This is a genomic window from Alkanindiges hydrocarboniclasticus, from assembly GCF_001982605.1.
GTDB classification, from domain to species: Bacteria; Pseudomonadota; Gammaproteobacteria; order Pseudomonadales; family Moraxellaceae; genus Alkanindiges; species Alkanindiges hydrocarboniclasticus.
In genome coordinates this window covers 114,646-140,561 of record NZ_MLCN01000029.1, presented here as the reverse complement: position 1 = coordinate 140,561, position 25,916 = coordinate 114,646, and the positions used below count along the sequence as shown (strand labels likewise).

At 50.0% G+C, this 25,916-nt stretch carries 24 protein-coding genes; 12 read left to right on the top strand and 12 right to left on the bottom strand.

The genetic code is table 11. The features are described from left to right. Positions 1–122: 122 nt before the first annotated feature. Together BKE30_RS11660 and BKE30_RS11655 are read right to left on the bottom strand one after the other, a co-directional pair. Positions 123–1,040: a LysR substrate-binding domain-containing protein gene (locus BKE30_RS11660; RefSeq protein ID WP_198938079.1), complete on the bottom strand. Its 918-nt coding sequence runs from the start codon at positions 1,038–1,040 to the stop codon at positions 123–125. A gap of 154 nt (positions 1,041–1,194) precedes the next feature. Beyond that, complete coding sequence (locus BKE30_RS11655; protein ID WP_076878754.1) at positions 1,195–2,103, bottom strand: alpha/beta hydrolase; 909 nt, start codon at positions 2,101–2,103, stop codon at positions 1,195–1,197. 152 nt (positions 2,104–2,255) lie between these two features. Between BKE30_RS11655 and BKE30_RS11650 the strand changes: the two genes are divergently transcribed. Then, positions 2,256–2,696 (top strand): DUF2147 domain-containing protein, encoded by a 441-nt coding sequence (locus BKE30_RS11650; RefSeq protein ID WP_076878753.1) that lies wholly within the window; start codon positions 2,256–2,258, stop codon positions 2,694–2,696. A gap of 80 nt (positions 2,697–2,776) precedes the next feature. On the opposite strand, the gene BKE30_RS11645 is transcribed toward BKE30_RS11650, so the two are convergent. Continuing rightward, positions 2,777–3,772 carry an AraC family transcriptional regulator gene (locus BKE30_RS11645; protein WP_076878752.1) on the bottom strand — a complete coding sequence of 332 codons (996 nt, stop codon included), beginning with the start codon at positions 3,770–3,772 and terminating at the stop codon, positions 2,777–2,779. Positions 3,773–3,927: 155 nt separating this feature from the next. Here BKE30_RS11645 and BKE30_RS11640 point away from each other — a divergent pair, with 155 nt between their 5' ends. The 3 genes from BKE30_RS11640 to BKE30_RS11630 all read left to right on the top strand — a co-directional run bounded on the left by BKE30_RS11640 (position 3,928) and on the right by BKE30_RS11630 (position 7,646). Then, positions 3,928–4,641 (top strand): hypothetical protein, encoded by a 714-nt coding sequence (locus BKE30_RS11640; protein ID WP_406564682.1) that lies wholly within the window; start codon positions 3,928–3,930, stop codon positions 4,639–4,641. A 136-nt stretch (positions 4,642–4,777) separates the two neighbouring features. After that, positions 4,778–6,358 (top strand): 2,3-bisphosphoglycerate-independent phosphoglycerate mutase, encoded by a 1,581-nt coding sequence (gene gpmI / locus BKE30_RS11635; protein WP_076878751.1) that lies wholly within the window; start codon positions 4,778–4,780, stop codon positions 6,356–6,358. Position 6,359: 1 nt separating this feature from the next. Further along, a complete protein-coding gene (locus BKE30_RS11630) occupies positions 6,360–7,646 on the top strand; it encodes a S41 family peptidase (protein WP_076878750.1) in 1,287 nt (428 codons plus the stop codon). Here the strand turns inward: BKE30_RS11630 and BKE30_RS15875 are convergent. The 4 genes from BKE30_RS15875 to gacA form a co-directional block, all read right to left on the bottom strand. Continuing rightward, complete coding sequence (locus BKE30_RS15875) at positions 7,643–7,828, bottom strand: hypothetical protein (RefSeq protein ID WP_143253715.1); 186 nt, start codon at positions 7,826–7,828, stop codon at positions 7,643–7,645. The two genes, BKE30_RS11630 and BKE30_RS15875, sit on opposite strands and share 4 nt — an antisense overlap. Before the next feature lie 86 nt (positions 7,829–7,914). Beyond that, on the bottom strand, positions 7,915–9,372 hold the full coding sequence (locus BKE30_RS11625; RefSeq protein WP_076878749.1) for a sigma-54-dependent transcriptional regulator: 1,458 nt from the start codon (positions 9,370–9,372) through the stop codon (positions 7,915–7,917). Positions 9,373–9,406: 34 nt separating this feature from the next. After that, entirely contained in the window at positions 9,407–11,023 is a 1,617-nt protein-coding gene (locus BKE30_RS11620) for a two-component system sensor histidine kinase NtrB (RefSeq protein ID WP_076878748.1), read from the bottom strand. Between the two features lie 98 nt (positions 11,024–11,121). Further along, positions 11,122–11,757 (bottom strand): response regulator transcription factor GacA, encoded by a 636-nt coding sequence (gacA, locus tag BKE30_RS11615; RefSeq protein WP_076878747.1) that lies wholly within the window; start codon positions 11,755–11,757, stop codon positions 11,122–11,124. A gap of 285 nt (positions 11,758–12,042) precedes the next feature. Here gacA and BKE30_RS11610 point away from each other — a divergent pair, with 285 nt between their 5' ends. After that, complete coding sequence (locus BKE30_RS11610; protein ID WP_227518397.1) at positions 12,043–13,038, top strand: serine hydrolase; 996 nt, start codon at positions 12,043–12,045, stop codon at positions 13,036–13,038. A gap of 143 nt (positions 13,039–13,181) precedes the next feature. Here the strand turns inward: BKE30_RS11610 and BKE30_RS11605 are convergent, their stop codons facing one another. Next, positions 13,182–13,487 carry a MerR family transcriptional regulator gene (locus BKE30_RS11605; protein WP_198938076.1) on the bottom strand — a complete coding sequence of 102 codons (306 nt, stop codon included), beginning with the start codon at positions 13,485–13,487 and terminating at the stop codon, positions 13,182–13,184. Positions 13,488–13,587: 100 nt separating this feature from the next. Here BKE30_RS11605 and BKE30_RS11600 point away from each other — a divergent pair, with 100 nt between their 5' ends. After that, a complete protein-coding gene (locus tag BKE30_RS11600) occupies positions 13,588–14,016 on the top strand; it encodes a carboxymuconolactone decarboxylase family protein (protein WP_227518395.1) in 429 nt (142 codons plus the stop codon). 70 nt (positions 14,017–14,086) lie between these two features. Here the strand turns inward: BKE30_RS11600 and thrC are convergent, their stop codons facing one another. The 4 genes from thrC to xerD form a co-directional block, all read right to left on the bottom strand. Then, complete coding sequence (gene thrC, locus BKE30_RS11595; RefSeq protein ID WP_076878746.1) at positions 14,087–15,232, bottom strand: threonine synthase; 1,146 nt, start codon at positions 15,230–15,232, stop codon at positions 14,087–14,089. Between the two features lie 138 nt (positions 15,233–15,370). Continuing rightward, a complete protein-coding gene (locus tag BKE30_RS11590) occupies positions 15,371–16,678 on the bottom strand; it encodes a homoserine dehydrogenase (protein WP_076878745.1) in 1,308 nt (435 codons plus the stop codon). 175 nt (positions 16,679–16,853) lie between these two features. Beyond that, positions 16,854–17,657, bottom strand: a complete 804-nt coding sequence (locus BKE30_RS11585; protein ID WP_076878744.1) for a DsbC family protein — start codon at positions 17,655–17,657, stop codon at positions 16,854–16,856. A gap of 189 nt (positions 17,658–17,846) precedes the next feature. After that, positions 17,847–18,824 carry a site-specific tyrosine recombinase XerD gene (xerD, locus tag BKE30_RS11580; RefSeq protein WP_083698553.1) on the bottom strand — a complete coding sequence of 326 codons (978 nt, stop codon included), beginning with the start codon at positions 18,822–18,824 and terminating at the stop codon, positions 17,847–17,849. Between the two features lie 351 nt (positions 18,825–19,175). On the opposite strand from xerD, the gene BKE30_RS11575 reads away from it, so the two are divergent. The 6 genes from BKE30_RS11575 to ftsW all read left to right on the top strand — a co-directional run bounded on the left by BKE30_RS11575 (position 19,176) and on the right by ftsW (position 25,878). Beyond that, complete coding sequence (locus BKE30_RS11575; RefSeq protein ID WP_076878764.1) at positions 19,176–19,460, top strand: FeoA family protein; 285 nt, start codon at positions 19,176–19,178, stop codon at positions 19,458–19,460. A gap of 14 nt (positions 19,461–19,474) precedes the next feature. Continuing rightward, complete coding sequence (feoB, locus tag BKE30_RS11570; RefSeq protein WP_076878763.1) at positions 19,475–21,331, top strand: ferrous iron transporter B; 1,857 nt, start codon at positions 19,475–19,477, stop codon at positions 21,329–21,331. Positions 21,332–21,471: 140 nt separating this feature from the next. Further along, complete coding sequence (locus BKE30_RS11565; protein WP_083698552.1) at positions 21,472–21,801, top strand: DUF6587 family protein; 330 nt, start codon at positions 21,472–21,474, stop codon at positions 21,799–21,801. 201 nt (positions 21,802–22,002) lie between these two features. Further along, entirely contained in the window at positions 22,003–23,172 is a 1,170-nt protein-coding gene (locus BKE30_RS11560) for an acyltransferase family protein (protein WP_076878743.1), read from the top strand. Between the two features lie 141 nt (positions 23,173–23,313). After that, positions 23,314–24,675, top strand: a complete 1,362-nt coding sequence (gene murD / locus BKE30_RS11555; RefSeq protein WP_076878742.1) for a UDP-N-acetylmuramoyl-L-alanine--D-glutamate ligase — start codon at positions 23,314–23,316, stop codon at positions 24,673–24,675. Between the two features lie 24 nt (positions 24,676–24,699). Further along, positions 24,700–25,878: a putative lipid II flippase FtsW gene (gene ftsW / locus BKE30_RS11550; protein ID WP_076878741.1), complete on the top strand. Its 1,179-nt coding sequence runs from the start codon at positions 24,700–24,702 to the stop codon at positions 25,876–25,878. Positions 25,879–25,916 lie beyond the last annotated feature (38 nt).

Genomic DNA, 25,916 nt, shown 5'->3' with positions numbered 1-25,916 from the left:
CCCCATCAGTTAATCTGATGGGGGTTTCTTTATCCCTGAAAATATCCTGTGCTTCATTCCAAAAAAGAAGGGAACCACCAAATGATGGTTCCCTTGTAGGTTGCTTGATGGGAAGTAAAATATTACAGCTGGTTCGCTGCAACCAGTTCCGGCAACTCCTCAACCAGATAATCAATAAATACCCGTACCGCCGGTAACAAACCCCGCCGTGAGGGGTAAACTGCATGAAAGGTTCCTTGCGCCAGTTGCCAGCCCGGAAGCACAACTTCCAGCTTACCTGCCCTGACCTGCTGGGCACACATGGTTTCTGGCAGTAGGGCAATGCCCATGCCCTGTTCGGTAAAACAGGTCAGCATTCCAAAGTTTGAACCCATGACAGTGGGCTGAATCTTAATTCGTTGTGCCTGTCCATTCTGGTCTTCCAGCACCCAGTACTGGTTTACCTCATCTTCGCTCATGCTCAGTGTGGTATGTTCTGTCAACTGGTCGGGATATTCAGGACGGCCATGCTGGTTTAAATAATTGGGAGAGGCAATCAGGCGGTGATTGATCTGTCCAAAGCGCCGGATAATAAAGGAAGCATCTTCATCCAGCTGGTTTCTGACCCGTAACGCAACATCAATGCCTTCATTAATAATGTCAACGCGACGATTGCTGATAATCAGTTGAACTTTAACATCGGGATAGCGCTTTAAAAACTTTGGCAGGATTTGTACAATTTCCTGCTCTGCAATGCTAACTGGCACACTGACCCGCACGACACCACGGGGTTCTGCCCGTAAATGGTTGATTACATCCTCGGCGGCCTGTGCTTCCATTAGCATGGCCTGTGCGTGGCGATAGACACTCATGCCGATATCGGTCACTGCAAATTGTCTGCTGGTACGCTGGATCAGGCGTACCCCAAGGTCTTGCTCCAGTTGTTGTACACGACGGCTGAGTTTTGATTTTGGAATATCGGTGGCACGTTCTGTGGCACTAAATCCGTTATGGTTTACCACCAGTGCAAACCAGTAATAATCGTTAAGGTCAGCCATTATCTTGTTCTTTAACCGGAAAATATTGTTATGTAGGCTAGTGTAGCCTGAATTACCAGCGGTTTAGAAAAACTGTATCAATTATTTTTAGGGCAATAGATCACCATTTAATAAAAAAAGCCAGCAGATGCGCTGGCTGAAGTAGCTATCGGATTATTTAGGCATACCGTTGCATAAAGTCACGCAGTTCAAGAATGGATTGTTCTGCCATGCTAACCCAAGGGCTAAACATCTGGAATACATGCCACATGCCGGGATAAATGTTGAGTTCGATATGATTGCCCGCTGCATCGGCCAGCGCCTTGAACCGGTTGGCATCATCCAGCAGAATTTCCTTGCTGCCCACTTGTATCAGTGTGGGTGGCAAACCGGACAGGTCGGCAAACAAGGGGGAAACCAGCGGATGATCCAGCGGGTAATCACCCACATAATACTGGCTACCCTGTGCCAGCAGTTCACGGTTGAGCATGGCATCCAGTTTTTTGTTGAGTTGCATGGATTCACCACTTAAGGTCAAGTCCAGAAAAGGTGACATCAGGATCAGGGCAGAAGGCAGAATGATTTTGGCCTCACGCAGGGCAATGACGGTTGCCAGGGCCAGATTACCGCCACAGGAATCACCGGAAATTATAATATCCTTGGCATCATGGCCTGCCTGAATAAGTGCCATGTAGGCATCCTTAATGGCATTTACCGCGGTTGGATAAATATGCTCAGGGGATAGCGGATAGTCCAGTACATATACGCTAGCGCCAGTTTGTGCCGCAATCTGGCTGGCAAGGGCACGATGGGTGTCGGGGCCGCCCAGAAAAAACACGCCGCCATGAATATGCAATACCACTTTTTTGGACAGGCCATTGGTATACAGCACATGCTGTTCTGCATTGCAGCTACCCAGTTTAACCGGGTTAATATCTACCTCTGCGCGTACCGGAAAACTCTTGCTGGCAAGTGTCATGCTCTGGCGCAATACAGGTACTGGAAGATGATACTGACTTGGAATCTTGCAGGTTAATTTCAGGATTCTTTCAATGGCATAACGCTTAAAGTGTTCGGGTAAGGCCATGTCATACTCCACAAGGCAAGTCTAATGATTTAATTGAAGAAAATGTGAAGAAATACTTTACATTGAAAAACTGTATAGTCACATAATCATATTGAAGCAATTTATAAACGGATTATTATAAAGGTCGATTAATATACAAAAGGGATGTTGCGATGCGTCGTTTTATTTTGATGTCATTCATGATGGCAGTTAGTGCGGCAGGCTTTGCTGCTGATCAGCTTAATGGTACTACCTGGAAAACGATTGACGATAAAACCGGCAAGCCGCGTGCTATTGTCAAGTTTAGTGAGCAAAATGGTGCGTTGGCCGGTACAGTACAGAATCTGGTCGACAAGGATGCAACGAAAGTCTGCGCCAATTGTAGTGGTAGCCTGAAGAATAGACCAGTGGTTGGCTTGACAATTGTGCATGGCCTAAAGCCGGTCAATGGTGTTAAAAACAGCTATGATTACGGTAGTATTCTGGATCCGAAAACCGGTAAAACCTACAAGCTGAAAGGCACATTGTCTAATGATGGCAAAGTATTTAACCTGCGTGGTTATTTAGGTGTGTCCCTGCTGGGCCGCAACCAGACCTGGCAGCGTGTAGATTAATTACGCCTGCGGTAAAAAAAACTGCCACTCAGGTATTACTGGGCTGGCAGTTTTTTTATCCCTGCAATTTACACCTGAGGCTAGCCATGCTGGCTGCTGCGCCACTGGTAAGGGGTTTGTCCAGTCCATTGCTTAAAGGCGCGCTGAAAGGCACTTTGCTCGGAGTAGGCCAGCAACAGGGCAATATCAATCAGGCTTAGTTTTGGGTCAAGTAAGTATTGTTTGGCCAGTGTTTCACGCACTTGTGCCAGTCGTAGCTGAAAGCTGTAACTACGCTTGACCAGTTGCCGTTGCAACCCACGTGTGGAAAGCCCCATGCGCTGGGCAATGTCCTCAATACAAATGCTGCCTTGCTGCACCGCCTGTGTCATATATTGCTGTAACTGCTGGTCAAAATCATCATGTTCTGGTAGTTCATGCAACAGGGCAGCAGCCTGATTTTCAAGTAGCTGTTGCAGGGTCTGGTCAGCGCGATTAACCGGCGCAGCCAGCAGATTGACCGGGAAACTAATCCGGGTTTGTACCGCATTAAAAGTAACCGGACAGCCAAAATATTGTTCATAAATCCGCGGATGGGCTGGCTGCGGATTTACAAATTCCACCTGACTTAAGGTGAGTGGCGCAGGGTGAATAAGCTGCTCGGCAATATTCTTAAATAAACCAATGGCAGTTTCATCGACCAGTTGTCCCGGTTTGCCGGCACTAATGCCCCAGCGAATTTCTACCAGCTGATTATGGATGTCAATGTGCATGTCATTGCAGTCGTAGGCCAGCCGGTGATAGTGCTCAAAACGCTGTAGGGCTTCCCCCAGATTCTGGCACGATAAGCCCAGATAACCCATAATACCAATATGGGCAGGTTCAATCAGGCGGGCAATCTGTAGGCCCACGGCTGGCTGCTGGTACTGTTCATCGACCTGATGCAGAATCTGCTGCCAGATGCTAAAAGGAATGCGTTGCGTGCCCTGATACTGAAAACACTCCAGCGGAATGGGCAAGCCCTGCTGTGTGCAGAAATGCTGAACCAGCATGGCCAGGCCACCATTAACCGATTCCTGATTAAATCCAAATGCCATGCATGCTGTCCTTTTTGCTGTCACTCATATGAAGCCACCGTGCAGTCACCCTATTACAGCCCTGTCGTGTTTTGTCAATAAAGGGGAAGCTGTCGTCAAGATTTAGCCGAAAAATAACGGCAAAATCAAGAAAAATTAGATAGGATAAACAGGCAATGATTCGAGGATTTATTGCAGGGGTCATGATCTCCAATGCTTTTGAGTGGGTCGCTCACAAGTATATTTTGCATGGGGTTCACCGTAAGGGCAAAACGCGTTTTAGTCCTAGCCCAGCCAGCATGAACAGCCACTGGACACACCATCGCTTTGTGCGCAAGCAACAGTTTGCTGATGATGGTTATGTGGAAGGCCTGAAAAATGAACGCACCCGGCTGGAGCTGTTGTCGCTGGTGATTGTGGCCAGTACGACCAGTGCCATGGCGTACCCGTTTTCAAAAGGGATGGCACTCTCATTCTGGTACTGTGCCGGCAAGTATTTTTATGTGCACCGCCGGGCGCATCTGGAGCCTGACTGGGCCAAAAAGCGCATTCCCTGGCATTATGACCACCACATGAATAGCAATCAGGATGCCAACTGGTGTGTTACCCGGCCCTGGTTTGATTATGTCATGGGTACTCGCGTGGCTTCTACCCGTGAGCTGATGGAGTCCAACCTGCTGGGAATGAATTTGCCTGCATGGATTGAGCAGCCTTTTAATGCATGGGCGCGCAAGAACCTGTCAGGGATGTTTTCCCGGCTAGAACAAAACCTGACGCTTGAACAACAGGCGCAGCAGCAGTTACAGCAGGATACGGCTACTGGACAAAGTACAGCAGTAAATGCTGAGCAAAATGCATTAACCGGACAGAAAATAGTACCAGTGGTCTGATTAAGGCAGACAGGACGTTAAAACAGCTAAAACAGGTTGAAAAATCGGTGATTGATACGGTTTTAACATAGTGCAGACCGCAACTTTTGGTTAAAATTTGCATCATTCAAATTTAAGTCGATAAGAGCCTGCGCGTATGACTGCTGCGACACCTCGTAAAACGCCTCATGTATTGGTTATTCTGGATGGCATCGGTCATCGGGAAGAACTCAAGGACAATGCCTACCTTGCAGCCAATACCCCCAATTTTGATGCCATCAAGGCCAGACATCCGCATGGGCTGATTTCTGGTTCGGGTGAAGACGTTGGCTTGCCGGAAGGCCAGTTTGGTAACAGTGAAGTGGGCCACATGAATCTGGGTGCCGGGCGCGTGCTGTATCAGGATTCCACCAAGATCACCAAGGAAATCCGTGAAGGGCAGTTTTTTGAGCATGCCGTGCTGATTGATGCGGTTGAAAAAGCCAAAGCCACGGGCGGTAGCCTGCATATACTGGGCTTGCTGTCTGATGGCGGTGTACATGCGCACATTGATCATATTGTGGCCATGAGCCAGCTTGCAGCCCATCGTGGCGTGAATGTGCTGGTGCATGCCTTTCTGGATGGCCGCGATACACCCCCCAAAAGTGCCGAAAAATACATTGCCGACTTTGAAGCCAAGGTGGCTGTAGAAAACAGTAAAAATGCGGCACAAATTAAAATTGCCAGCCTGATTGGCCGTTACTTTGCCATGGATCGCGATGAGCGCTGGGATCGGGTAGAGCAAGCTTACCGCCTGCTCACTGAAGGCGTAGCAGCCCGTCATGCCGTCACCGCACAGGACGGACTGGCGCAGGCCTATGCCCATGATGAAACCGATGAGTTTGTTAAAGCCACGACTATTGGTGAGGCAGCTATTATCAAGGATGGCGACAGTATTGTCTTTATGAATTTCCGTGCCGACCGTGCCCGCGAAATTACCCGTGCTTTTGTGGAAGAGGAGTTTAGTGGTTTTAAGCGCCTGCAACGTCCAGCACTGGCCAGCTTTGTCATGCTAACCCGTTATGCCAAAACCATTCCTGCGGCTGTGGCCTATTTGCCAGAAGACCTGAAAAACTCACTGGGTGAATATCTGGCCAGCGTGGGCAAAACCCAGTTACGCATTGCAGAAACTGAAAAATATGCGCATGTGACTTTTTTCTTTAGTGGTGGCCGTGAAGAGCCATTTGACGGGGAAAAACGCATTTTAATCAAATCTCCCAGTGTGGCCACTTACGACTTAAAGCCGGAAATGAGTGCATTTGAAGTCACTGATGAGCTGGTTAATGCCATTCATTCTGGTGAGTTTGATGTGCTGGTAGTCAACTATGCCAATGGTGACATGGTCGGCCATACCGGCATATTTAGTGCGGCCGTAAGTGCTGTGGAAGCGCTGGACCAGTGTATTGGCCGGGTGTATGAGGCAGTGATGGCGCAGGGTGGCCATATGCTGATCACCGCAGACCATGGCAACGTTGAACAAATGATGGACTATGATAGCGGACAGGTGCATACCCAGCACACCACCGAGTATGTGCCGTTGATTTATGTTGGTCCAACCAGTGCCAGTATTGAGGCAGGTGGTGTATTGGCAGATGTGGCACCCACGTTGCTCAACCTGATGCAGATACCAGTGCCCAGTGATATGACAGGCCGTAATCTGATCAACCTGCAAGCAAATCCAACTCAGGCAGCCGTTTAATATGAAAAAAAACTGGCTGGCCAGTGGCTTGTTGCTGGCATGCAGTGCAGTGCTGCATGCTGCACCGGCTCCTGCTGCAAAACTGGTAGAAAAATCGGTAGCAAATGCACTGGGGGATGCGCCTGAACTGGACCAGCCGGGTGGTTTTGATGATATGCCACTTGATGACATGCCGAATGCAGGCCAGTCTGGCCCGGCGAGTGTGCCGAGTTATGATGACGTGCCGGTTGATGCGATTCGGCGCTTTGTCAGCATTTATGAAAAGGTCAAAGCCAACTATGTTGAGCCGGTAGACGACAACGAGCTGTTTGAAAATGCATTGCATGGCCTGTTATCCAAGCTGGACCCGTACTCGGATTATCTGGATGCCAAGACTTATGAAGCCCTGCTGGATTTTACTGAAGGAGAGGTGGCACAAACGGGTCTTACCATACGTCCGCTGAGCGGTGCTGATGCCAACTGGCAAATTGATCAGGTGGATTCAGGCTCACCTGCAGCACGTGCGGGTTTACAGGAAGGCATGCTGCTATACCGGATTGACGGCAAAAGTACCCGTAATTTAAGCCAGCACGATATTGAGCAACTGCTGCGCGGTGCAGTGGGAACCACAGTGGAACTGAGTGTGGCCGAGCAGGGCAAACACAGCCACACTGTGCGGGTGATTCGTGCGACCCCGGAAGACAATGCAGTCAAGGTCATTGCACAACCCAATGGAATATTGGTGCTTAAAGTCAGTGCCTTTCAAAGCCAGACTGCCAGCCAGATTAACCAGGCCATTGAAACTTACCAGAAAACAGCACCACTTCAGGCCGTGTTACTGGACTTGCGCGATAATCCGGGCGGTTTGCTGTCTGCTGCCGTCGAAGTGGCTAACCTGTTTTTGAATCAGGGTTTGATTGTGTATACCAAGGGCCGTGGTGAGCCGGAACAGCGCTATCAGGCATTGCCTCCTGCCCGCTATGCACAATTGCCTGTGGGCATATTGGTTAACCATTATTCAGCCTCTGCGGCAGAAGTGCTGGCTGGTGCCTTTCAGGATCATCAGCGTGCCGTAGTGATTGGCGAAACCAGTTATGGCAAAGGCTCAGTGCAAAAGCTGTGGCCCATTGCTGACGGTTACGCCATTAAGCTAACTGTTGCACGCTACTACACACCAAAGGGTCGTTTAATTGAAGGCAAGGGCATTCAGCCGGATATCCTGATTAAGGATCAGCCGTTTGCCAATCAGATCGACAATACGCTGGATAGTAGCATTGGCCTGCTGCGCAAGTATTATCAGTTACCTTAAAGCAATGGTGGATTAACTACATCAATAAAAAAACCAGCCATAATGCTGGTTTTTTTCTGGTAGAAAATTTTGGCATAATCCTTGATAGTGCAACCGACAATGCTCCATTTACCTGTTCCACTCAAGGCATAACGTTGCGTCTTGCGTCTTGCGAACAGGCGAATGAGGCATCTATGTTGCAAGGCGTAGCGGCTTTTTATCTGCCCACTTTAGGCATATGAGACATATATGTCGCAAGGCCTTGCGGGCAGACGAAGCAATGCTTCGCTTATCTGCCTTCATCCTCGTCATCAGTGTCGCTATCCAGCCCAAACTTCTTCAGCCGGTAGCGTAATGAGCGAAAGGTCATGCCCAGCTTTTTGGCCGCAACCGTGCGGTTCCAGTAAGAGCTTTCCAGTGCCTGCAAAATGAGTTGCTTTTCAATGTCTTCCAGATAGCTTTCCAGACCTTCGCTAGGCAGCCCCTTGCTGTCCAGTTTGCTATCCGTTTTGTTTGACGGTACGGCATCTGTCAGGCACGGTGGTTCCGGTACCAGTTGCTGGGTCGACAAAATTGGCGGCTGGCTGCTACCAAAACCCGGCAATTGCAGGGAATCCGGCTGGATTTCCTGTCCATCACTTAAGGTTAGCGCACGCTCCAGCACATTGTGCAATTCACGTACGTTACCCGGAAAGTTGTATTGCATCAGTGCCTGCTGGGCAGCTTTGGATAAAACCGGCTGGGTAATACCCCATTCCTGACAGATTTTTTCAATAAAATTGTTGGCCAGTAGCAAAATATCCGAGCCACGCTCACGCAGCGGTGGCATGTTGACTTCAATCACATGAATGCGATAGTACAAATCCTGCCGGAACATGCCTTGCTGTACCAGCTGTTGCAGGTTTTTATGGGTTGCACTCAGCAGGCGGATATCCACGCTGATTTCCTGCTGGGTGCCAATTGGACGAATCTTTTTTTCCTGGATGGCACGTAACAGCTTAACCTGCATGGACAGCGGCAAATCAGCCACTTCATCCAGAAACAGCGTGCCGCCCTGCGCCGACTGAAACAGGCCAACCTTGTCTTCGGTTGCCCCGGTAAAGCTGCCTTTCTTATGGCCAAAAAATTCGCTTTCCATCAGTTCGCTGGGTATGGCCCCGCAGTTGACCGGAATAAACGGGCCATTGTTGCGTGGCCCCAGCAAATGAATCAGCCGTGCGGCCACTTCCTTGCCCGTACCGGATTCACCACTGATATACACCGGGGCTTGTGAGCGGGCCAGCTTGTGCAGCGTGGCTTTAAGCTGCTGCATCACCGGTGATTTACCCAGCAGCTTCTGGTCTTCAATCCCCTGACTAACCAGCTGTTCCTGTGTATTCACTTTAAGCGCCTGTTCGATCAGGCTTTTCAGGCGTGGCATTTCAATTGGCTTGCTGACAAAGTCAAAAGCACCGGCTTTTAGGGCATCAATGGCAATATCCATGCTGCCATAGGCGGTAATGACAGCCACCGGAAGCTGCGGGTAGTGCTGGCTGATGGTTTGCACCAGTTGCAGGCCACTACCGTCCGGCAGGTTAAGGTCGGTCAGGCAGACGTCAAACTTGGACTTTTTTAGCAGCTGATGGGCCTGTTGCAGGCTGTCTGCCACATAGCAGTCAATATTCATGCGTTTGAGCGTCATGCGCATCAGTACGCGTAAATCTTCTTCGTCATCAACAATAAGAGCCAGTGGGCGGTTCAAGTGCATGGTCCTTCATGACAGGAGTAAATACAGGCCAAGCCTAACATGACTTGGTGGGAGAACGAAACACAATCCGGAAGCAGGCGCCCCGGGTTTGTGGCACATATAATAACTGAGCATCGTTGGCCTCACAAAATGCTTTTGATAAATACAGGCCAAGACCAGTGCCGTTAGGTTCGGTGGTAAAAAATGGTTCGAACAGGGTTTTAATCGCACTGGCACTCAGGCCGGGACCGGAATCCATGACATCCAGTACTACGTGCTGCTGTTCATTATGGCTGGCCAGCAGCCGGATGACGGGTTGTTCATGTAGTTTCTTGCTGTGATGCACGGCATTTTGCAACAGATTAACCAGAATATGTTGCAGTTGTAAGGGGTCAAACCATACGCTTAAACAATCCTGCACCTGAATCTGGATATATGGTTTAAGCTGCGGCACATTGTCATTAATCATCTCTGCAATCCACTGGCCTAGCGGGATTTTTTGCGGGCTTACCGGCTTGCGGCGTGACATTTGCAGGATGTTTTCAATAATCAGATCCAATCTGCGGGTCTGGCGCTGGATCATGGCCAGCAGTTCCTGATCGGTATCATCCAGTTTGCTTTCTGCCATCAGCTCACTGGCTTGGCTAATGGCTGCCAGCGGGTTGCGGATTTCATGCGCGATACTGGCTGTCAGCTGGCCCAGCGATGCCAGTTTCAGCTGTTGTACCTGCTGGTTCAGGCGTTGCAGGCTTTGCATGATGACCAGAACATGACTGCTTTTATCATCATGGTTGAGCCGGGTAAGCTGAATATTCAGGTCCTGATTTTTGCCTTGTGGCTTAAGTAAAAATTCATACTGCTGCTGATCCAGCCCTTGCTGGATGTATTCTCCCAGTTGCGAGTTAATCCGGCCCAGCGGCTGGTTCATCATGTCGGCAATGGGCAGGCTCAAGGAAAACGCCAGTTGTTGTGCCGCCTTGTTAATGAGCAAAATATTATGGTTTTCATCCAGTACCAGCAGCCCGGTTTCAATTTGTTCCACAATCTGCTGGTTAATGGCCTGTAGCTGGTTAATTTCGCGTGACCGCTCATGCGCCAGCCGCTCAACCAGCCTTAAGCGCTGGGTAATGAGTTGGCCAAACAGTGAAATGCCAATAAAGCTGGATGCCAGCAGGGCAGCGCCACTAATACCACGGATATCGGCATCTTGCGCCAGACTATAAAAAAACTGCTGATAAATAACAGTAATGGCGGCAAACAGTGCAATCATCAGCGCCCGCACTGCTGGGAGCAGGATATTGGCGGCCATCACCACCACCATGTATAGCATGGACATTTGCAAGCTGGGGCCACCATTGGCGTATAGCATCAGGGTGAGCGCGCACACATCCACCACCAGCATAAAGGTAATCTGGTTATCCAGCTGATAGGGCCAGTGCCGGAGTGACACATAGGACATCAGGGTAACAAAGGCATAACCTGCCAGTGCATTTAAGTACAAATACGGGGCGCTGCCACCCACCACCGGATTATTTAAGGTGATTAAAAACAGCGCAATCAGGAAAAATGACAATGCCAGCCGGTAACCGGAATAGATGAGCACCAGACGATACAAAATATTGGAGTCGTAGGGCTGTTGAACCGCAGAAAACAGGCGTTTTATTTTAAACATTGACCTCTTCCCTGAGGAAACTTATAAGACATGAAAGTTGAACTGGTTATGCCGCGTTTTGGTTAGGCGACGGAAAAAAGCTTAAGCCACTGGAAAAACTAGGGTTTAATTAAACCATAACGAATGGCCAGATGGGTGAGCTTGACATCGCTATCGACATCCAGTTTTTCAAAAATCCGATAGCGATAGGTGTTTACGGTTTTGACACTAACAAACAGCCGGTCGGCAATTTCCTGCGCACTAATGCAGTTGACCACCATCATGGCGACCTGCATTTCGCGCTCGGATAACAGGTCAAACGGGGATTGCTGCTGGTCGGATAAATAGCTGCTGGCAATTTGCTCGGCAATGTCGGCACTAAAGTATTTGCCGCCCTGCATCACTTTCTTGATGGCCCGCACCATTTCGGAGAGTGGCGCGCCTTTGGTGATATACCCCTTGGCACCAGCCTTGAGCAATAGGGAGGGATAAGGCTCTTCAGCCAGACCGCTCACCGCCAAAACCTTGATGGTGGGCACACTTTGAATCAGGCGGCGGGTGGTTTCTACCCCACCAATACCGGGCATGTTGACGTCCAGTAGCACCACGTCCGGATTTTCGCGCCGTGCCATATCAATGGCCATTTCCCCGGACTCGGCCTGTCCGATAACCTCAATATCTACGGTATCAGCCAGCATCCGGCAAATGCCGGTACGCACCAGCTCGTGATCATCTACCACCAGAACTTTAATCAAACTGTACCCTCCTTTACAAAACTGCAAAGTTTTTTGTTAATAGCAGCGAAAAGCGCTTGCCAAGTAGATGGGAATTTCGCCATTCTTGTATTCTAGCTCGAATTTTATGTCATTGCATGGTCATTGGGTAGGCATTACTCAAACATGACCTGTTTGGCATTGTTGCAGGAAGCGTATTTTATGGCCAAATCAAAACACATTCGTTCAAAACAGCAGCCAACGTGGCGGTTAACTGGCTTGGCATATCTGTCGCTAGCCGCAAGTGTCATGAGCCTGTCTCTGGGAATGTCCAGTGTGGCGCACGCTGCGGTTTATGAGTCGACCCAAGTCACAGTAGCACAGGGCAGCGGGCAAATGTCATGGTCTGCCGATGATGCCAGCCGGCTAATGCATGAAGACCGTGACAGTAGTGAAATTGCAGTTGATGTCCGTCAGTTGCCGGGGCGTTCCGGTAATTTATCAACAGTGGTAGAGCGGGTTAAAGAACCTGTTCGTCAACTGGGTACACAAATTGTTAACAAGCTACAGGGCCAGCCTGAAGTGAGTGCCGCAGCAGCGCTGGTACTGGATGCCCAGACTGGTGAAGTGCTGTATAGCAAAAACATGGACAAGGTATTGCCGATTGCGTCCATTTCCAAGCTGATGACTGCAGTGGTTACGGCTGATGCCCGACTGGACATGGCACAGCGTATTGTATTGCAGCCTGAAGACTTTATTGGGCCTAAGCGAGCAAGCTCCACCTTGCGTGCTGGTGATGAAATGAACCGCGCTGAAGTACTGCTGCTGGCGTTAATGAAGTCTGAAAACCCGGCCGCTGCGGCACTCGCGCGAACCTATCCGGGCGGCAAAACTGCCTTTATGGCCGCGATGAATAAAAAAGCGCGTGATCTGGGCATGACATCAACCTGGTTTGGTGATCCAACCGGCCTTGATGCCCGTAATGTGGCCTCTGCCAAGGATCTGGGCATTCTGGTGCGCACGGCTTATCAGTATGGCCTGATTCGCCAGTTTACCACCACGCCGCACTATGATTTTAACCTGCCAACCCGGGTATTGCGCTCCAACAATACCAATTCACTGGTGCGTGAAGGCAACTGGAATATTGGCTTGTCCAAAACCGGTTATATCAATGAAGCTGGCCGTTGTGTGGTTATGCAGGCCAGTATCAACCAGCGGCCTACTGTCGTGGTATTGCTGGGTGCCAACACCAGCGCTGGCCGTACCAATGATGCCAAGCGTATTTTTAGCTGGTTAAGCGGGGCATTTAGCCGTTATAACTAATATAGCCAAGTCAAATGTTATGAAATAAAAAGGCCGGTAGCGACAAGCTGCTGGCCTTTTTTATAGCAGTTTTTTTGTGGTTATAACGGTTCATAACAGCGCAGGCTATGATGATAAATTTCTATTTTTTCATGTAAGTGCTGTCAATTACCTTGTAGCGCCTCAAGTTGCTGTTCAATTGTGTGCTGATGGTTAAGCAGGATGTCCAGACGCCGTGCAAGCGTTGTATTGCCCTGTTGGCGTAGCGCTGCATAATGCTGAATGGTTTTAAGGGGCATGTTTTTATCCTTGAGCGGCATAATAAAATGAACCCAGCTTAGGTCTTGTTCCGTGTAATAACGGTGCCCGTTGGCCTGCCGATGCGGATCGAGCAATTGTAGTTTTTCATAAAATCTTAAGGTATAGGTACTTAAGCCAGTTTTACTGGCAAATAATTTGATGCTGTACATTATTAATATCTCCAAAAGGCCATCAGACTGGCTTGACCTCGAGTAAACTCTAACATTTAGCATGCTGGTTACTTATGAGTTTATACCGAAGGTAGCCAATATGAACAAGCCAACCATAAACAGCTCAAGCATCGCCCAATCAGGCGTGGACAACAGCATGCGCTATCAGGCAGGGCTGGAAAAATTAACCCGGATTGACGGCGAGGCCGGTGCAGCAGTCATCGAGGCACTTAGTGACATTGCCCCGGATCTGGGCAAGTATATTATTGAATTTGCGTTTGGTGATATTTACTGCCGTGAGGGTTTGTCATTGCAGGAACGTGAAGTGCTGACCCTGGCCAGCTTGCTGAGTTTGGGAGGATGTGAAAACCAGCTCAAGGTGCATATTCATGCTGCATTAAATATTGGTATTGCAGCAAATAAGATTGTTGAAGTCATGCTGCATTGCATTCCTTATGTGGGTTTTCCCCGCGTACTGAATGCAGTGTTTACTACAAAGCAAATATTTCTGGAACAGGATGGGCGGTGATGGTAGTACCTGATTAAGAAAGGCTAAAAAAAAGCCCCTGAACAGTCAGGGGCTTTTCATACTCGCTGCATTAATCCATATTGGACAAAATACCAGCTTTAACCTGTTCCAGTGTTGCATCAATGCCCAGCATGACGGCATCAGAGCACTGCTGGATGGCAGTATCGGGATCTTTCAGGCCGTTACCGGTTAAGGTACACACCACCACAGAACCTTCGGGAATCTTGCCTGCCTTGATGTCACGCATGGCACCGCCCAATGAGGCTGCCGAAGCTGGCTCGCAGAAAATACCTTCGTACATGGCCAGCATGCGCTGGGCTTCCAGAATTTCCTGATCCTGCAATTCATCAAACCAGCCGCCAGATTCTTTCATCACGGCATGCGCATGTTTCCAGCTTTGCGGATTACCAATACGAATGGCAGTGGCCAAAGTTTCCGGGTCAGCCACCGGGCCACCACGCAGGAATGGCGCAGAACCGGCCGCCTGATAGCCAACCATTTTGGGGCGTGACTGTACCGCAGCCATGCCGCTAAACGCATCAGTGGATGGATCATATACCGCCCGGTTGCTGGCATAATGCAGTGGATCAACCGCATGTTCGGTATAACCCATCCAGTGTGCAGTAATGTTACCTGCGTTACCAACGGGCAGGCAGTGGAAATCTGGCGCACGGCCCAGTGCTTCAACCACTTCAAAGGCTGCGGTTTTCTGGCCTTGCAAGCGATATGGGTTGATGGAGTTTACAATCGTAACCGGAGCTTGATCGGCAACTTCCTTCACCAGTTGCATCCCGGCATCAAAGTTGCCACGGATTTGCAGGGTAATGGCACCATACATCATGGCCTGAGCCATTTTGCCCATGGCAATTTTGCCTTCAGGAATTAAAACAAAGGCCTTGATGCCTGCACGTGCTGCATAAGCCGCTGCCGCCGCAGAAGTGTTGCCGGTAGAGGCACAGATAATGGCCTTGCTGCCATCTTCAACGGCTTTGGTTACGGCCATGGTCATGCCACGGTCTTTGAACGAACCGGTAGGGTTCAGGCCTTCATACTTGACATAAATTTCAACATCCTTACCAATTAAGGCAGGAATGTTTTCAAGTTTAATCAGTGGTGTATTGCCTTCACCTAAAGAAATGGCGCGCGTGGTAGCCGAGACAGGCAGGCGATCACGGTAACGATCAATTAAGCCAGTGTAGCGAGTGGCATTTGACATAGTAGTATTCCAATATTTTAGTAGCCTAAATAAGGCTAACTACAGGCTGTGGTCGCTGCCAGCACAGGCTAAACAGCAAAGCGTTAACAATTAATAATCCAGTTTTCTAACAGTTCAGTCTTTTAACCATCGATGCACTTAGCTATCGAGTGTTTCCAGACGAATCCGAACCACAGGTGCACAAATGGCTGCCAGCTGTTCAATCTGGGCAATGGCATCATTCATCTTGGCTTCCAGTACTGGCTGGGTCAGCAGAATTACCGGAACACGGCCCTGATCCTGTGCCGGTTTTTGCAGGATGGCATCAATATTAATGCCGGCACGGCTTAAAATGCTGGTGACTTCGGCCAGTACACCCGGATGGTCTTCGGCATCCAGTCGCAAATAATAGGCTGTGGTCATCTGGTCAGCGGCCAGAATGGGCGTGTCGGCCAGTGCATCCGGTTGAAACGCCAAATGGGGCACATAGCTGGCATTGTTCTGGGTACTGATAAAGCGGACCAGATCCAGCACATCAGCGACCACGGCAGAAGCTGTCGGGCCAGCACCGGCACCCGCGCCATAATACAGGGTAGGGCCAACAGCATTGGACTGAACCAGTACGGCGTTTTTAACACCATTGACATTGGCGATTAAACGGCTTTCCGGAATCAGGGTGGGATGCACACGTAATTCAATGCCATGCGCCAGACGGCGTGCCACGCCCAGATGCTTGATACGATAGCCCAGTTCTTCTGCGTAGTTGACATCCTGCGCGGTAAGCTTGCTAATGCCTTCGGTATATACCTTTTCAAATTGCAGTGGAATACCAAACGCAATGGACGCCAGCAGGGTCAGCTTGTGCGCGGCATCAATGCCTTCAACATCAAAGGTGGGATCGGCTTCGGCATAGCCCAGCTCTTGCGCTTCCTTCAGCACATCAGCAAAAGCGCGGCCTTTGTCGCGCATTTCGGTCAGGATAAAATTACCTGTGCCGTTAATGATACCCGCCAGCCATTCAATTTTATTGGCTGCCAGACCTTCGCGCATGACCTTGATAATAGGAATCCCACCGGCAACTGCAGCTTCAAAGGCAATTTGGACATTGTGCTGCTCGGCTTCCCTGAACAGTTCATTGCCATGCTCAGCCAGCAATGCCTTATTGGCCGTTACCACATGCTTGCCATGGCGAATGGCTTCAAGCACCACATCATGCGCCTGAGAAGTGCCACCAATGACTTCAATGACAATATCAACATTATCCTGACGTACAATGGATAGCAGGTCGTTGCTTTGTGCAATGCCGTCAAGGTTTAAATCGGGGCGTGGGCGACGTGTACCCACATGGGTAATTTGAATATCACGACCGGTACGACGCGCAATTTCTGCTGCGTTTTCTTGTAATAGCTTTAAGGCGCCGCCACCTACGGTGCCTAAGCCTAAAATCGCCAGTCGGACTGGTTTCACCGTCACACTCCAAACAACTAAAAATAAAGGCACAAATCATAGCCAAAAACTGCTGGTTTCACCAGTCAAAATTTGGTATTTGCTGACCAGTTCATTGCGGAAATTTCAAATTTGGCCTAAAAAAACAGGCCACCATGGGCCTGCTCTTGTCTTGCTGTTTTATGTTTAAGCCAGATTACAGGCCCAGACGTTTTGCCAGTTCGTTGGCAGTCATGTAACCGCCCAGATATTTGCCATCAATGCTATAAATGGCAGGTGTGCCATTCACACCAATTTGCTGGCCCAGACTGTGATGCTCCATGACCGGGTTTTTGCATTGCGGTGCATTAACCGGCAAGCTCTTGATGGCGGTATTAAAGGCCGCTGCACGGTCTTCGCTACACCAGATTGCTACCATGCCCGGCACAAACTGCTCGGCACGCGGCCAGGCCAGGTAACGCACTTCAATACCTTTGGCATTAATGTTGTCCATTTCTTCATGCAGCTTGTGGCAGTAAGGACAGCTGGCATCGGTAAAGACATATACCACCGCACGGGTATTGCCGCTGGGCTTGTAGGTGATGGTGTCCGGCTGCTTCACGCTGGCCAGTAGTGCCTTGGTATCGCCAGATTGCAGTTCTTCACTAATGTTATGCACATTATTTTTGTCCAGACGCACGACATCGCCCTGAAAAATATACTTGCCATCAGCGGTAGCATAAACCGAGGGCAAGCCTTCCAGGCTCACCCAGTACATATTGGGTAATTCGGTACGACGAATATGGGTTACCTTGGCATTAATCCCGGAGGTTTTCAGGTTTTTGCTTAAGGTTTCCTTGAAGCGGTTGTTGGCATTGCGCTCGGTAATGTCCATGGCTTCACCGGCAGCCGGTGTGGTTGCGGTCATGGAATTATCGGGTGCTGAGGTGTCCGCATTGGAGCAGCCGGACAGGCTAAAACCCAGTATCACCGCCGCCATTGACGTTAAGACAAACCGCATAATGAATCCTTAAACTGATTTGTATAAATACATTTATAAATTGCGATGCAATCAGCCTGATAGAGGCTGAGGCAAGCTGGGGCAAAGAGCCACAGCATACCAAAAAACCGCTTTTTGCGCTTGATTTTGCATCATCACCGGATGGATTTTTCTGTGAGCAAATATGCCGATATGCGTTGTGAGGACGGCTTAACCGCGTGGATGATGCTGGTGATGCAGTTCCTGCAAGCGGGCGCGTGCCACATGGGTATAAATTTGGGTAGTGGACAGGTCACTGTGGCCCAGCAACATTTGCACCGCCCGCAGGTCAGCACCATGATTAAGCAAATGGGTGGCAAAGGCATGGCGCAGGGTATGGGGCGATAGTTCGGTTTGAATATTGGCTTGCAGGGCATAGCGCTTGATACTGTGCCAGAAATTTTGCCGGGTCATCAGGCCACCACGCGAGCTTAAGAATACGCCGTCATGCTGCTGGGCCGACAAGGCAGAACGGCCCTGCTGAATATATTTTTCCAGCCATTCCACAGCAATATCACCAAGGGGCACCAGCCGTTCCTTGTTGCCTTTACCCTTGACCCGCAAAAAACCGGCGCGCAGGTTTAAGGCATCCAGTGGCAGGCCAATCAGCTCGGTAACGCGCAGTCCACAGGCATACAGCACTTCCAGCATGGCGCGGTCACGCAGGCCAATCGGGGTATTAATATCCGGTGCATCCAGCAAGGCTTCAACATCAGCCTGACTTAAATCCTTGGGTAACGGACGGCCCTGCTGCGGGTTTTTCTGGTCTTGGGTGGGGTTGTCTTCGCGTAGCCCCAGTTCACGCTGGTGCTTGAAAAACTGGCGCAAGGCTGATAAGGCACGCGAAATGGAGCGCGGGCTTTTTTGCTGCTGATGCAAAAACAGCAGGTATTCGCTGACCTGCTGCTTGCTCCACGCTGGCAAGTCCGTATCAATAAAATCCTGTGCCTGACACAGGTCAGACAGGTAGGCATTACGGGTATGCGGGCTGACTGCCTGACCAATCAGGTATTCACGAAACTGCTGTAGCCATGGCGCATGCTCCGGTAGCTTGACTGGTGTGGGCAGGCGAGGGACCTTGGCTACGCTTTTACGTGCTGTGGCCTTGCGGGTTGCAGCGTGGACGGGGGCAGGGGTTGAAGCTGGCATATCAGCAGACCAGTGAAAGCAGATGGCCTACTATAATCTGTCCTGTGGCGGCGATGCTATATAGAGAACAGTATGGGACACTGTAAATCCATCAACGAGGCCATTAAACAAAACTTAAGAAGTTCACTGACCAAAGCTGATTTTGTAAACAAAGTCGTTTTTTTCGTAGGATTTGAAGTTGTAAGCGATTACACTTAACGATTAGTAATTATTCTCATTTTGAGCAGGCTTCTCCTGATGATCCGGTTTATGGTGCCAGCAGGCTTTAATGGCATGCCGCCCAGCCGACACTCAGGACAACTGAATTTTGAATTACTGATTTTTTGAAAATCTAACTTTTGGAAGATCATGGTGCGACTTTCTCAGCTTAAACGGCATCAGCAGGCCACGATTACTGCCGTTACCAGCGCAGTAATGCCTGCCACAGCAACACCATTGCAGGATTCCACCTCAACCACGCAGGCCGACCCGATTGGCCAGCGCTTGCAAACGCTGGGTTTTATTCCCGGTGAACAGGTGACGGTGCTGGCACTGGGCCTGTTTGGCCGCGATCCGGTACTGGTACAAATTGGCTTTACCCGCTTTGCCCTGCGCCGTACTGAAGCAGATCGTATTCAGGTTGAGATCAGGGCATGAGTGTAGTAGACCGTATGACATCCGCTGAAAATGCACTCCAGATTAATAATATTGCACTGGTGGGCAATCCCAACTGTGGCAAAACCTCTTTGTTTAACCACCTCACTGGCGCGCGGCAAAAAGTGGCCAACTATGCCGGGGTTACTGTTGAACGCAAGGAAGGTTTTTTAAAGCTGCCTTCGGGCCGGCAGGTACGGATTCTGGATTTGCCCGGTGCCTATAGTCTGGAAGCTACCAGCCCGGATGAAGCCATTACCCGTGCAGTGTGTCTGGGTGAACTGGCCAGTGAAAAAGTGCCCGACCTGCTGGTGTGTGTGGTGGATGCCACCAACTTGCGGCTGCATCTGGGGTTTGCGCTGGAAATTCGCCAGTTGGGCCGACCCATGCTGCTGGTGCTTAACATGATGGATGAAGCCAAACGGCGCGGCATCCAGATTGATAGCCAGAAGCTGGCGCAGGAAATGGGAGTGCCTGTGGTGGAAACCGTGGCTGTGAAGTCCAGCGGGATCAGCGACTTATTACAGACACTGGAACAGGCTGACTTTAAGCCTGCCACCCCATTAAAACAACTGGATCGTCATGCCGAAGCCAACCGGATTCTGGCATCGGCTGTTGTTATTCCGGATTTTCGTGACCGCCGCACTGAAATGCTGGACCGGCTGTTTTTGCACCCGGTGCTGGGTTTGCTGTCATTGGCCATATTGATGTTTGTGGTGTTTCAGGCGGTATTTGCCTGGGCTGCACCGTTTATGGATGGGATTGAGGCGGGTTTTGGCTGGCTGTCCGAAGTGGCCGGGCCTTATATCAGCAATGACTTACTGCGCAGTCTGGTGGTCGATGGCATTATTGCTGGCGCAGGCGGCGTGGTGGTGTTCCTGCCGCAAATTCTGATTTTGTTCTTTTTTATTCTGGTGCTGGAAGAAACTGGCTACCTGCCACGTGCGGCTTTTTTGCTGGACAAGCTGATGTTTAAGGCAGGTTTGAGTGGGCGTGCCTTTATTCCATTGTTGTCCAGTTTTGCCTGTGCCATTCCGGGCATTATGGCCACCCGGACCATTAATGACCCGCGTGACCGCCTGACCACCATCATGGTAGCGCCGCTGATGACCTGTTCGGCTCGCCTGCCGGTGTATGCATTGCTGATTGGGGCTTTTATTCCGGCGCAGCAAGTGTGGGGGCTGTTTAACCTGCAAGGGCTGGTGCTGTTTGCCCTGTACTTTGCCGGGATTGTCAGTGCGCTGCTGGTGTCTTATGTCATCAAGCTGCTGCGACGTGACAAAAGCGAACATGCGCTGATTATGGAGTTGCCTACCTACCGGATTCCCGATTTTCGCAATGTGCTGCTGGGTGTGTATGAGCGCGGCATGATTTTCCTAAAGCGGGTGGGTGGAATTATTTTTGCCCTGACCGTTATCTTATGGTTTCTGTGTACGTTTCCGCAGCCGCCGGTGGATGCCACCATGCCTGCCATTGACTACAGTCTGGCTGGCCGTCTGGGGCATTTCATCCAGCCCATTTTTGCCCCGCTGGGCTTTACCTGGGAAATCTGCATTGCCCTGATTCCAGCCATGGCCGCGCGTGAGGTGGTGGTGGCTGCACTGGGAACGGTCTATGCCATGTCTGGCGATGAAGATGCCATTGCACAGGGACTGGGGCAGTACATTACCGGCGAGCAGGGCTGGGGGCTGGCAACGGGCCTGGCCTTGCTGGTGTGGTTCATTTTTGCCCCACAATGTCTGGCCACACTGGCAACAGTAAAACGTGAAACCGGCTCATGGCGCTATGTGGCCATTATGACCATTTATTTATTTGGACTGGCATATCTGGCTTCATTGGTGACCTATCAGGTGGCGCACTATTATTGGGGCTAAGTGGTTAGGGCTAGCAATGCTTAAGCATGCACTGGTGACCATGCGCAGGATTCACTTAGAACTGACTTGGTCATCAGTTCTGGTATAAGGTTAAAGCGCTTTGAAGCCCCACTTACATCGCAGCAGGCTTGGAGTAGATCATGGCTGATGTCATGCAGGGTTTGATACAAAATCTGGTGCAATACCTGATTATTGCCGGGCTATTGCTATGGAGCTGCTATGTGGTGCTGCGGCGCTTTATGCCCAAAACCAGCTTTAAGTGGCAGCAGGCACTGGCAGTGTGGCTTGCCAATAAACGCTTTGTTCGGTTAAGTGGCTGGCTGATGCCAAAGGCTGCACAAAGTGGCTGTTCTGCCGGTTGTTCGGACTGTAGCGTCGATAGTTCCAAGGCTGATAGCTCAAAAACTGCTTGTGCCACAGAAACGACTAAACCCAATGACACGAAAGAGCAGCCAGTCCAATGGCGTTAAACAGGCAATTTTTGGACAATTAAAAGACTTAATAATGTAAGAGATTTATATCAAAAGAATTTTTAAAGCCTCGACACATTAGATTTCTTTCATAAGTCATCCCTTTGCCTTCGACAAGCTCAGGCTACGGTGGTTGAGCTTGTCGAAACCATATATTTTTGAAAGAACTTTATTACATTCTTCCTATAAGCTGAGCCATGCATGGATGAATCAAATAACACCCTGCTACAGCGTAACGCCCGAATTGATGTCTTACGCGGCATTTCTATTGTGCTGGTATTGCTGCACCATTTTAATATTCCCTACAAGCTGCACGATACCTTGCTTTCCGTCGACATCGGCGGGCAAAGCCTGATTACGGCCATTGCACGTAATGGCAATTATGGCGTCACGATGTTTTTTGTGATCTCCGGTTTTTTAATTACCTCGCATAGCCTTGGCCGCTGGCATTCTTTAAATCATCTAAATGTCCGCACCTTTTACTGGTCACGGGTTGCGCGAATTGTGCCATGCCTGTTATTACTGCTGTTGATTGTCAATAGTTTAGGGTTGCTTGGCCTAAAGCCATTTATCAATCAGGCCCCTGAGGGCATGGTCGTATCTACGGCCATAACCAATCTGGCCGCTTTAACTTTCTGGATGAACCAGCTGATTATTCAGTATGGCTGGGTTAATTATGCGCTGGGTGTGCTGTGGTCTTTGTCAGTGGAGGAAGTTTTTTATCTGGTTTTTCCCTTGGCCTGCCTAAGCCTTAAGACATCACGCCAGTTTGCACTATTTCTGGGATTTTTTATGCTGGCGGCCCCGGTATATCGCTGGCTGCATTTTGGCGAAGACAGTGGCGCTTACCTGTATGGTTATCTGGCCAGTTTCGATGGGATTGCCATTGGTTGCGCCACTGCTTTACTGGCAAACCGGATCAATCTGGACTTTTTTCAGCGCCGGATGGTACAGGCACTGACCATTGCTGGCATGACCCTATTTTATTTATATGCCCCAATTAAGGAAACCAGTACACTGGGCATAACGCTAATGGCCTGCGGAACCGCCATTTTAATTCTGGGTGGCCTGCAAGCGAAAACCAGCCTGCCAGCACAGGCAGTAATACAGTCCGACGTATTAAAACGTGGCTTAATAAAAACAACCATCAGTACCCTTGGTCGTTATAGCTATGAGCTGTATTTATTTCATCTGGTGATTCTGGGACTGATTAAGGTGGCTGTACCCCCTGCAACCGCCATAGGTAATCAAAAACTGCTATTGCTGCTGGTATTTTTAGCCGGAACCGTGATTTTGGCCTTGGTTATTGCCCGGTTTTATTCCACGCCGTTAAATAAGTGGTTACGGCAAAAGACCAAAGCCAGTCAATAAAATCATTTCTATCAGTGTGGATTTTTCTCAGATCTATCACACAAAAAATCTTTGCTGTTTTATAGTTTAAACCCCCTCAAAGCCTGCCGGGAATGATACCATTTTCCCCTTTACAGTATTCGTCGTTCAAGAGGGTAGAACATGCTGATTCAGCGCGGTGGGCTACGAGTCGTGGCAGGTTTGGGTAAAACAGGCGTGTCGGTAGTCCGGCACCTGATTGGGCTTGGCTATCCGGTTGCAGTCACAGATACCCGCATGGAACCGCCGGGTCTGGCGGATGTGCCGTCCGGGGTGGAGTGCTCACTGGGTGGGCTGGATACTGATCTGCTGAACAAGGCCGAAGAAATTATTTTAAGCCCCGGCCTTGATCCCAAAATGCCGGAACTGCTGGAAGCCCAGCAACACGGTGCCAAAATTATTGGTGATATCCAGTTATTGCGTCGTGCCACCGATGCACCGATTGTGGCCATTACCGGTTCCAATGCCAAAAGCACGGTTACGACACTGGTGGGTGAAATGGCCAAGCAGGCTGGCAAGCATGTGGCGGTGGGTGGCAATCTGGGCACGCCGGCACTGGATCTGCTGAAGGATAACCCGGAGCTGATTGTGCTGGAGCTGTCCAGTTTTCAGCTGGAAACCACTTCCAGCCTGTCGGCAGCCGTGGCTGTGATCCTGAACATGAGCGAAGACCATCTGGACCGCCATGGCGACATGCTGGGTTATCATCAGGTCAAGCACCGGATTTTCCAGAACTGCCAGAAATTTGTCTTTAATCGTGATGATGGTTTAACCCGTCCGCTGGTGCCTGACCAGATCGGCAGCATCAGCTTTGGCCTCAATGCTCCCGACATGAACCAGTATGGCGTACTGCGTGATGGTGATGGTACAGCATGGCTGGCCCGAGGCCGTTTCCGTTTGATGAATGCCGCTGAAATGCCGATTCAGGGTAACCATAATATTGCCAATGCACTGGCCGCTCTGGCGCTGGGTGAATCCATTGGTTTAGAGCTTGAAAGCATGTTGCAGACCTTAAAAACCTTTAAGGGCTTGCCGCACCGCTGCGAATTTGTGGCACAAAATAGCACTAAGGTGCGTTTTTACAATGATTCCAAAGGCACCAATGTGGGAGCAACACTGGCTGCCATTGAAGGACTGGGTGAACCACTGGCTGCCCAGCAGCACAAGCTTTTGGTCATTTTGGGCGGTGAAGGCAAGGGGCAGGATTTTAAGCCACTGGCTTCGGCACTGGGCCGTTATGCGCGTGCAGCCATCTTAATTGGTGAAGATGCTGTACAGATTGAGCAAGCCATTGCCAAGCAAGTACAGGTTATTCATGTCACCAGCCTGCAACAGGCGGTAGAAACTGCCAGCAGTCTGGCCCAGCCGGGTGATGCCGTATTGCTGTCGCCAGCCTGTGCCAGTTTTGACATGTTTTTAAATTATCAGGATCGGGGCGAGCAGTTTGTTCACTGTGTTCAGCAACTGGTTGATACCACCCAATAAGCTGCCTTGTTATAGGATTTAACCATGAGACTTGCCTTACGCCAGTGGTGGCAAAACAACAAGTTTGCTTTTGCTACCCCGGCCCTAATGGATGAAGTTACTGCCAAGCGCCTGCTGGTATTTACTGTTATCAGCCTGCTGTGTCTGGGCACAGTGATGATTGCCTCGGCCTCTATGCCTTATGGGGATTACATTAACGACCAGCCGTTGTATTTCATCAAGCGCCACATGATTTATCTGGTACTGGGCGCCATTGCACTCACCACCACGTATTTCATTCCACTGCGCTACTGGTTTAAAAATACCATTCTGCTATGGCTGATGGCACTGGGTTTGTTGACCGTGGTACTGATGCTGCCGGAAGTCAACGGCTCCAAGCGCTGGATTACCTTGCCGGGCTTTACCTTCCAGCCCTCGGAATTTGCCAAGTTTGTCATGGTGCTGTTTATTGCCGATTATGTAGTACGCCGTTCCGATGAAATCCGTTTTAGCCTCAAAGGCTTGCTGCGTCTACTCATTCCCATGGGTAGTGTGTTGCTGCTGATTATGCTGGAACCAGACCTTGGCGCGTCGGTGGTGATTGTAGGCAGCATGATGGCGGTGTTCTTTCTGGCCGGTGCGCCGCCCAAGCAATTTGGAGCCATGCTGCTGACCGCAGTGGGTGCCGTGGCTGTTGCAATTCTGGCCTCACCATGGCGGGTTAAGCGCTTGCTGTCATTTACCAACCCCTGGGCGGATGAGCAGGGCGATGGCTACCAGTTGAAGCAAAGTTTAATTGCCTTCGGCCGTGGTGAATGGACAGGCACCGGGCTTGGCCATAGTGTACAAAAACTGTCTTATTTGCCGGAAGCACACACCGACTTTATGCTGGCGATTGTGGGCGAAGAACTGGGTTTTTTGGGTATTTCCATTTTGTTTACCCTGTCATTTCTGATGGTGGCATCGTGTATGCGTATTGGCTATCTGGCATTGAAAAATAATCATCTGCGTGCTGGCTATCTGGCGTATGGCATTTCGGTGATTTTTGTCATTCAGATATGCGTGAATGGCGGCATGAACATGGGTCTGATGCCGACCAAGGGCCTAACCCTGCCATTTATCAGCTATGGCGGCACAGCGCTGGTGGTGTCATTAATGATGATTGGCGTGATTTTGCGCATTGAACGGGAAACCAGTGAAACGGCGACAGTTCGTGAACGCTGATTTGTGTTGATCAATAAAAGGTGGCAATGGCTGCCTTT

What these genes read in the sequence shown, in the direction of transcription:
- BKE30_RS11560 (WP_076878743.1), top strand. Translation starts at nt 22,003, where the DNA reads ATGGATGAATCAAATAACACCCTGCTACAGCGTAACGCCCGAATTGAT.
- BKE30_RS11625 (WP_076878749.1), bottom strand. Translation starts at nt 9,372, where the DNA reads ATGCACTTGAACCGCCCACTGGCTCTTATTGTTGATGACGAAGAAGAT.
- BKE30_RS11605 (WP_198938076.1), bottom strand. Translation starts at nt 13,487, where the DNA reads ATGTACAGCATCAAATTATTTGCCAGTAAAACTGGCTTAAGTACCTAT.
- feoB (WP_076878763.1), top strand. Translation starts at nt 19,475, where the DNA reads ATGACATCCGCTGAAAATGCACTCCAGATTAATAATATTGCACTGGTG.
- BKE30_RS11585 (WP_076878744.1), bottom strand. Translation starts at nt 17,657, where the DNA reads ATGCGGTTTGTCTTAACGTCAATGGCGGCGGTGATACTGGGTTTTAGC.
- BKE30_RS11630 (WP_076878750.1), top strand. Translation starts at nt 6,360, where the DNA reads ATGAAAAAAAACTGGCTGGCCAGTGGCTTGTTGCTGGCATGCAGTGCA.
- BKE30_RS11650 (WP_076878753.1), top strand. Translation starts at nt 2,256, where the DNA reads ATGCGTCGTTTTATTTTGATGTCATTCATGATGGCAGTTAGTGCGGCA.
- BKE30_RS11565 (WP_083698552.1), top strand. Translation starts at nt 21,472, where the DNA reads ATGGCTGATGTCATGCAGGGTTTGATACAAAATCTGGTGCAATACCTG.
- BKE30_RS11645 (WP_076878752.1), bottom strand. Translation starts at nt 3,772, where the DNA reads ATGGCATTTGGATTTAATCAGGAATCGGTTAATGGTGGCCTGGCCATG.
- thrC (WP_076878746.1), bottom strand. Translation starts at nt 15,232, where the DNA reads ATGTCAAATGCCACTCGCTACACTGGCTTAATTGATCGTTACCGTGAT.
- xerD (WP_083698553.1), bottom strand. Translation starts at nt 18,824, where the DNA reads ATGCCAGCTTCAACCCCTGCCCCCGTCCACGCTGCAACCCGCAAGGCC.
- BKE30_RS11600 (WP_227518395.1), top strand. Translation starts at nt 13,588, where the DNA reads ATGAACAAGCCAACCATAAACAGCTCAAGCATCGCCCAATCAGGCGTG.
- murD (WP_076878742.1), top strand. Translation starts at nt 23,314, where the DNA reads ATGCTGATTCAGCGCGGTGGGCTACGAGTCGTGGCAGGTTTGGGTAAA.
- ftsW (WP_076878741.1), top strand. Translation starts at nt 24,700, where the DNA reads ATGAGACTTGCCTTACGCCAGTGGTGGCAAAACAACAAGTTTGCTTTT.
- gpmI (WP_076878751.1), top strand. Translation starts at nt 4,778, where the DNA reads ATGACTGCTGCGACACCTCGTAAAACGCCTCATGTATTGGTTATTCTG.
- BKE30_RS11640 (WP_406564682.1), top strand. Translation starts at nt 3,928, where the DNA reads ATGATTCGAGGATTTATTGCAGGGGTCATGATCTCCAATGCTTTTGAG.
- BKE30_RS11620 (WP_076878748.1), bottom strand. Translation starts at nt 11,023, where the DNA reads ATGTTTAAAATAAAACGCCTGTTTTCTGCGGTTCAACAGCCCTACGAC.
- BKE30_RS11655 (WP_076878754.1), bottom strand. Translation starts at nt 2,103, where the DNA reads ATGGCCTTACCCGAACACTTTAAGCGTTATGCCATTGAAAGAATCCTG.
- BKE30_RS11610 (WP_227518397.1), top strand. Translation starts at nt 12,043, where the DNA reads ATGTCCAGTGTGGCGCACGCTGCGGTTTATGAGTCGACCCAAGTCACA.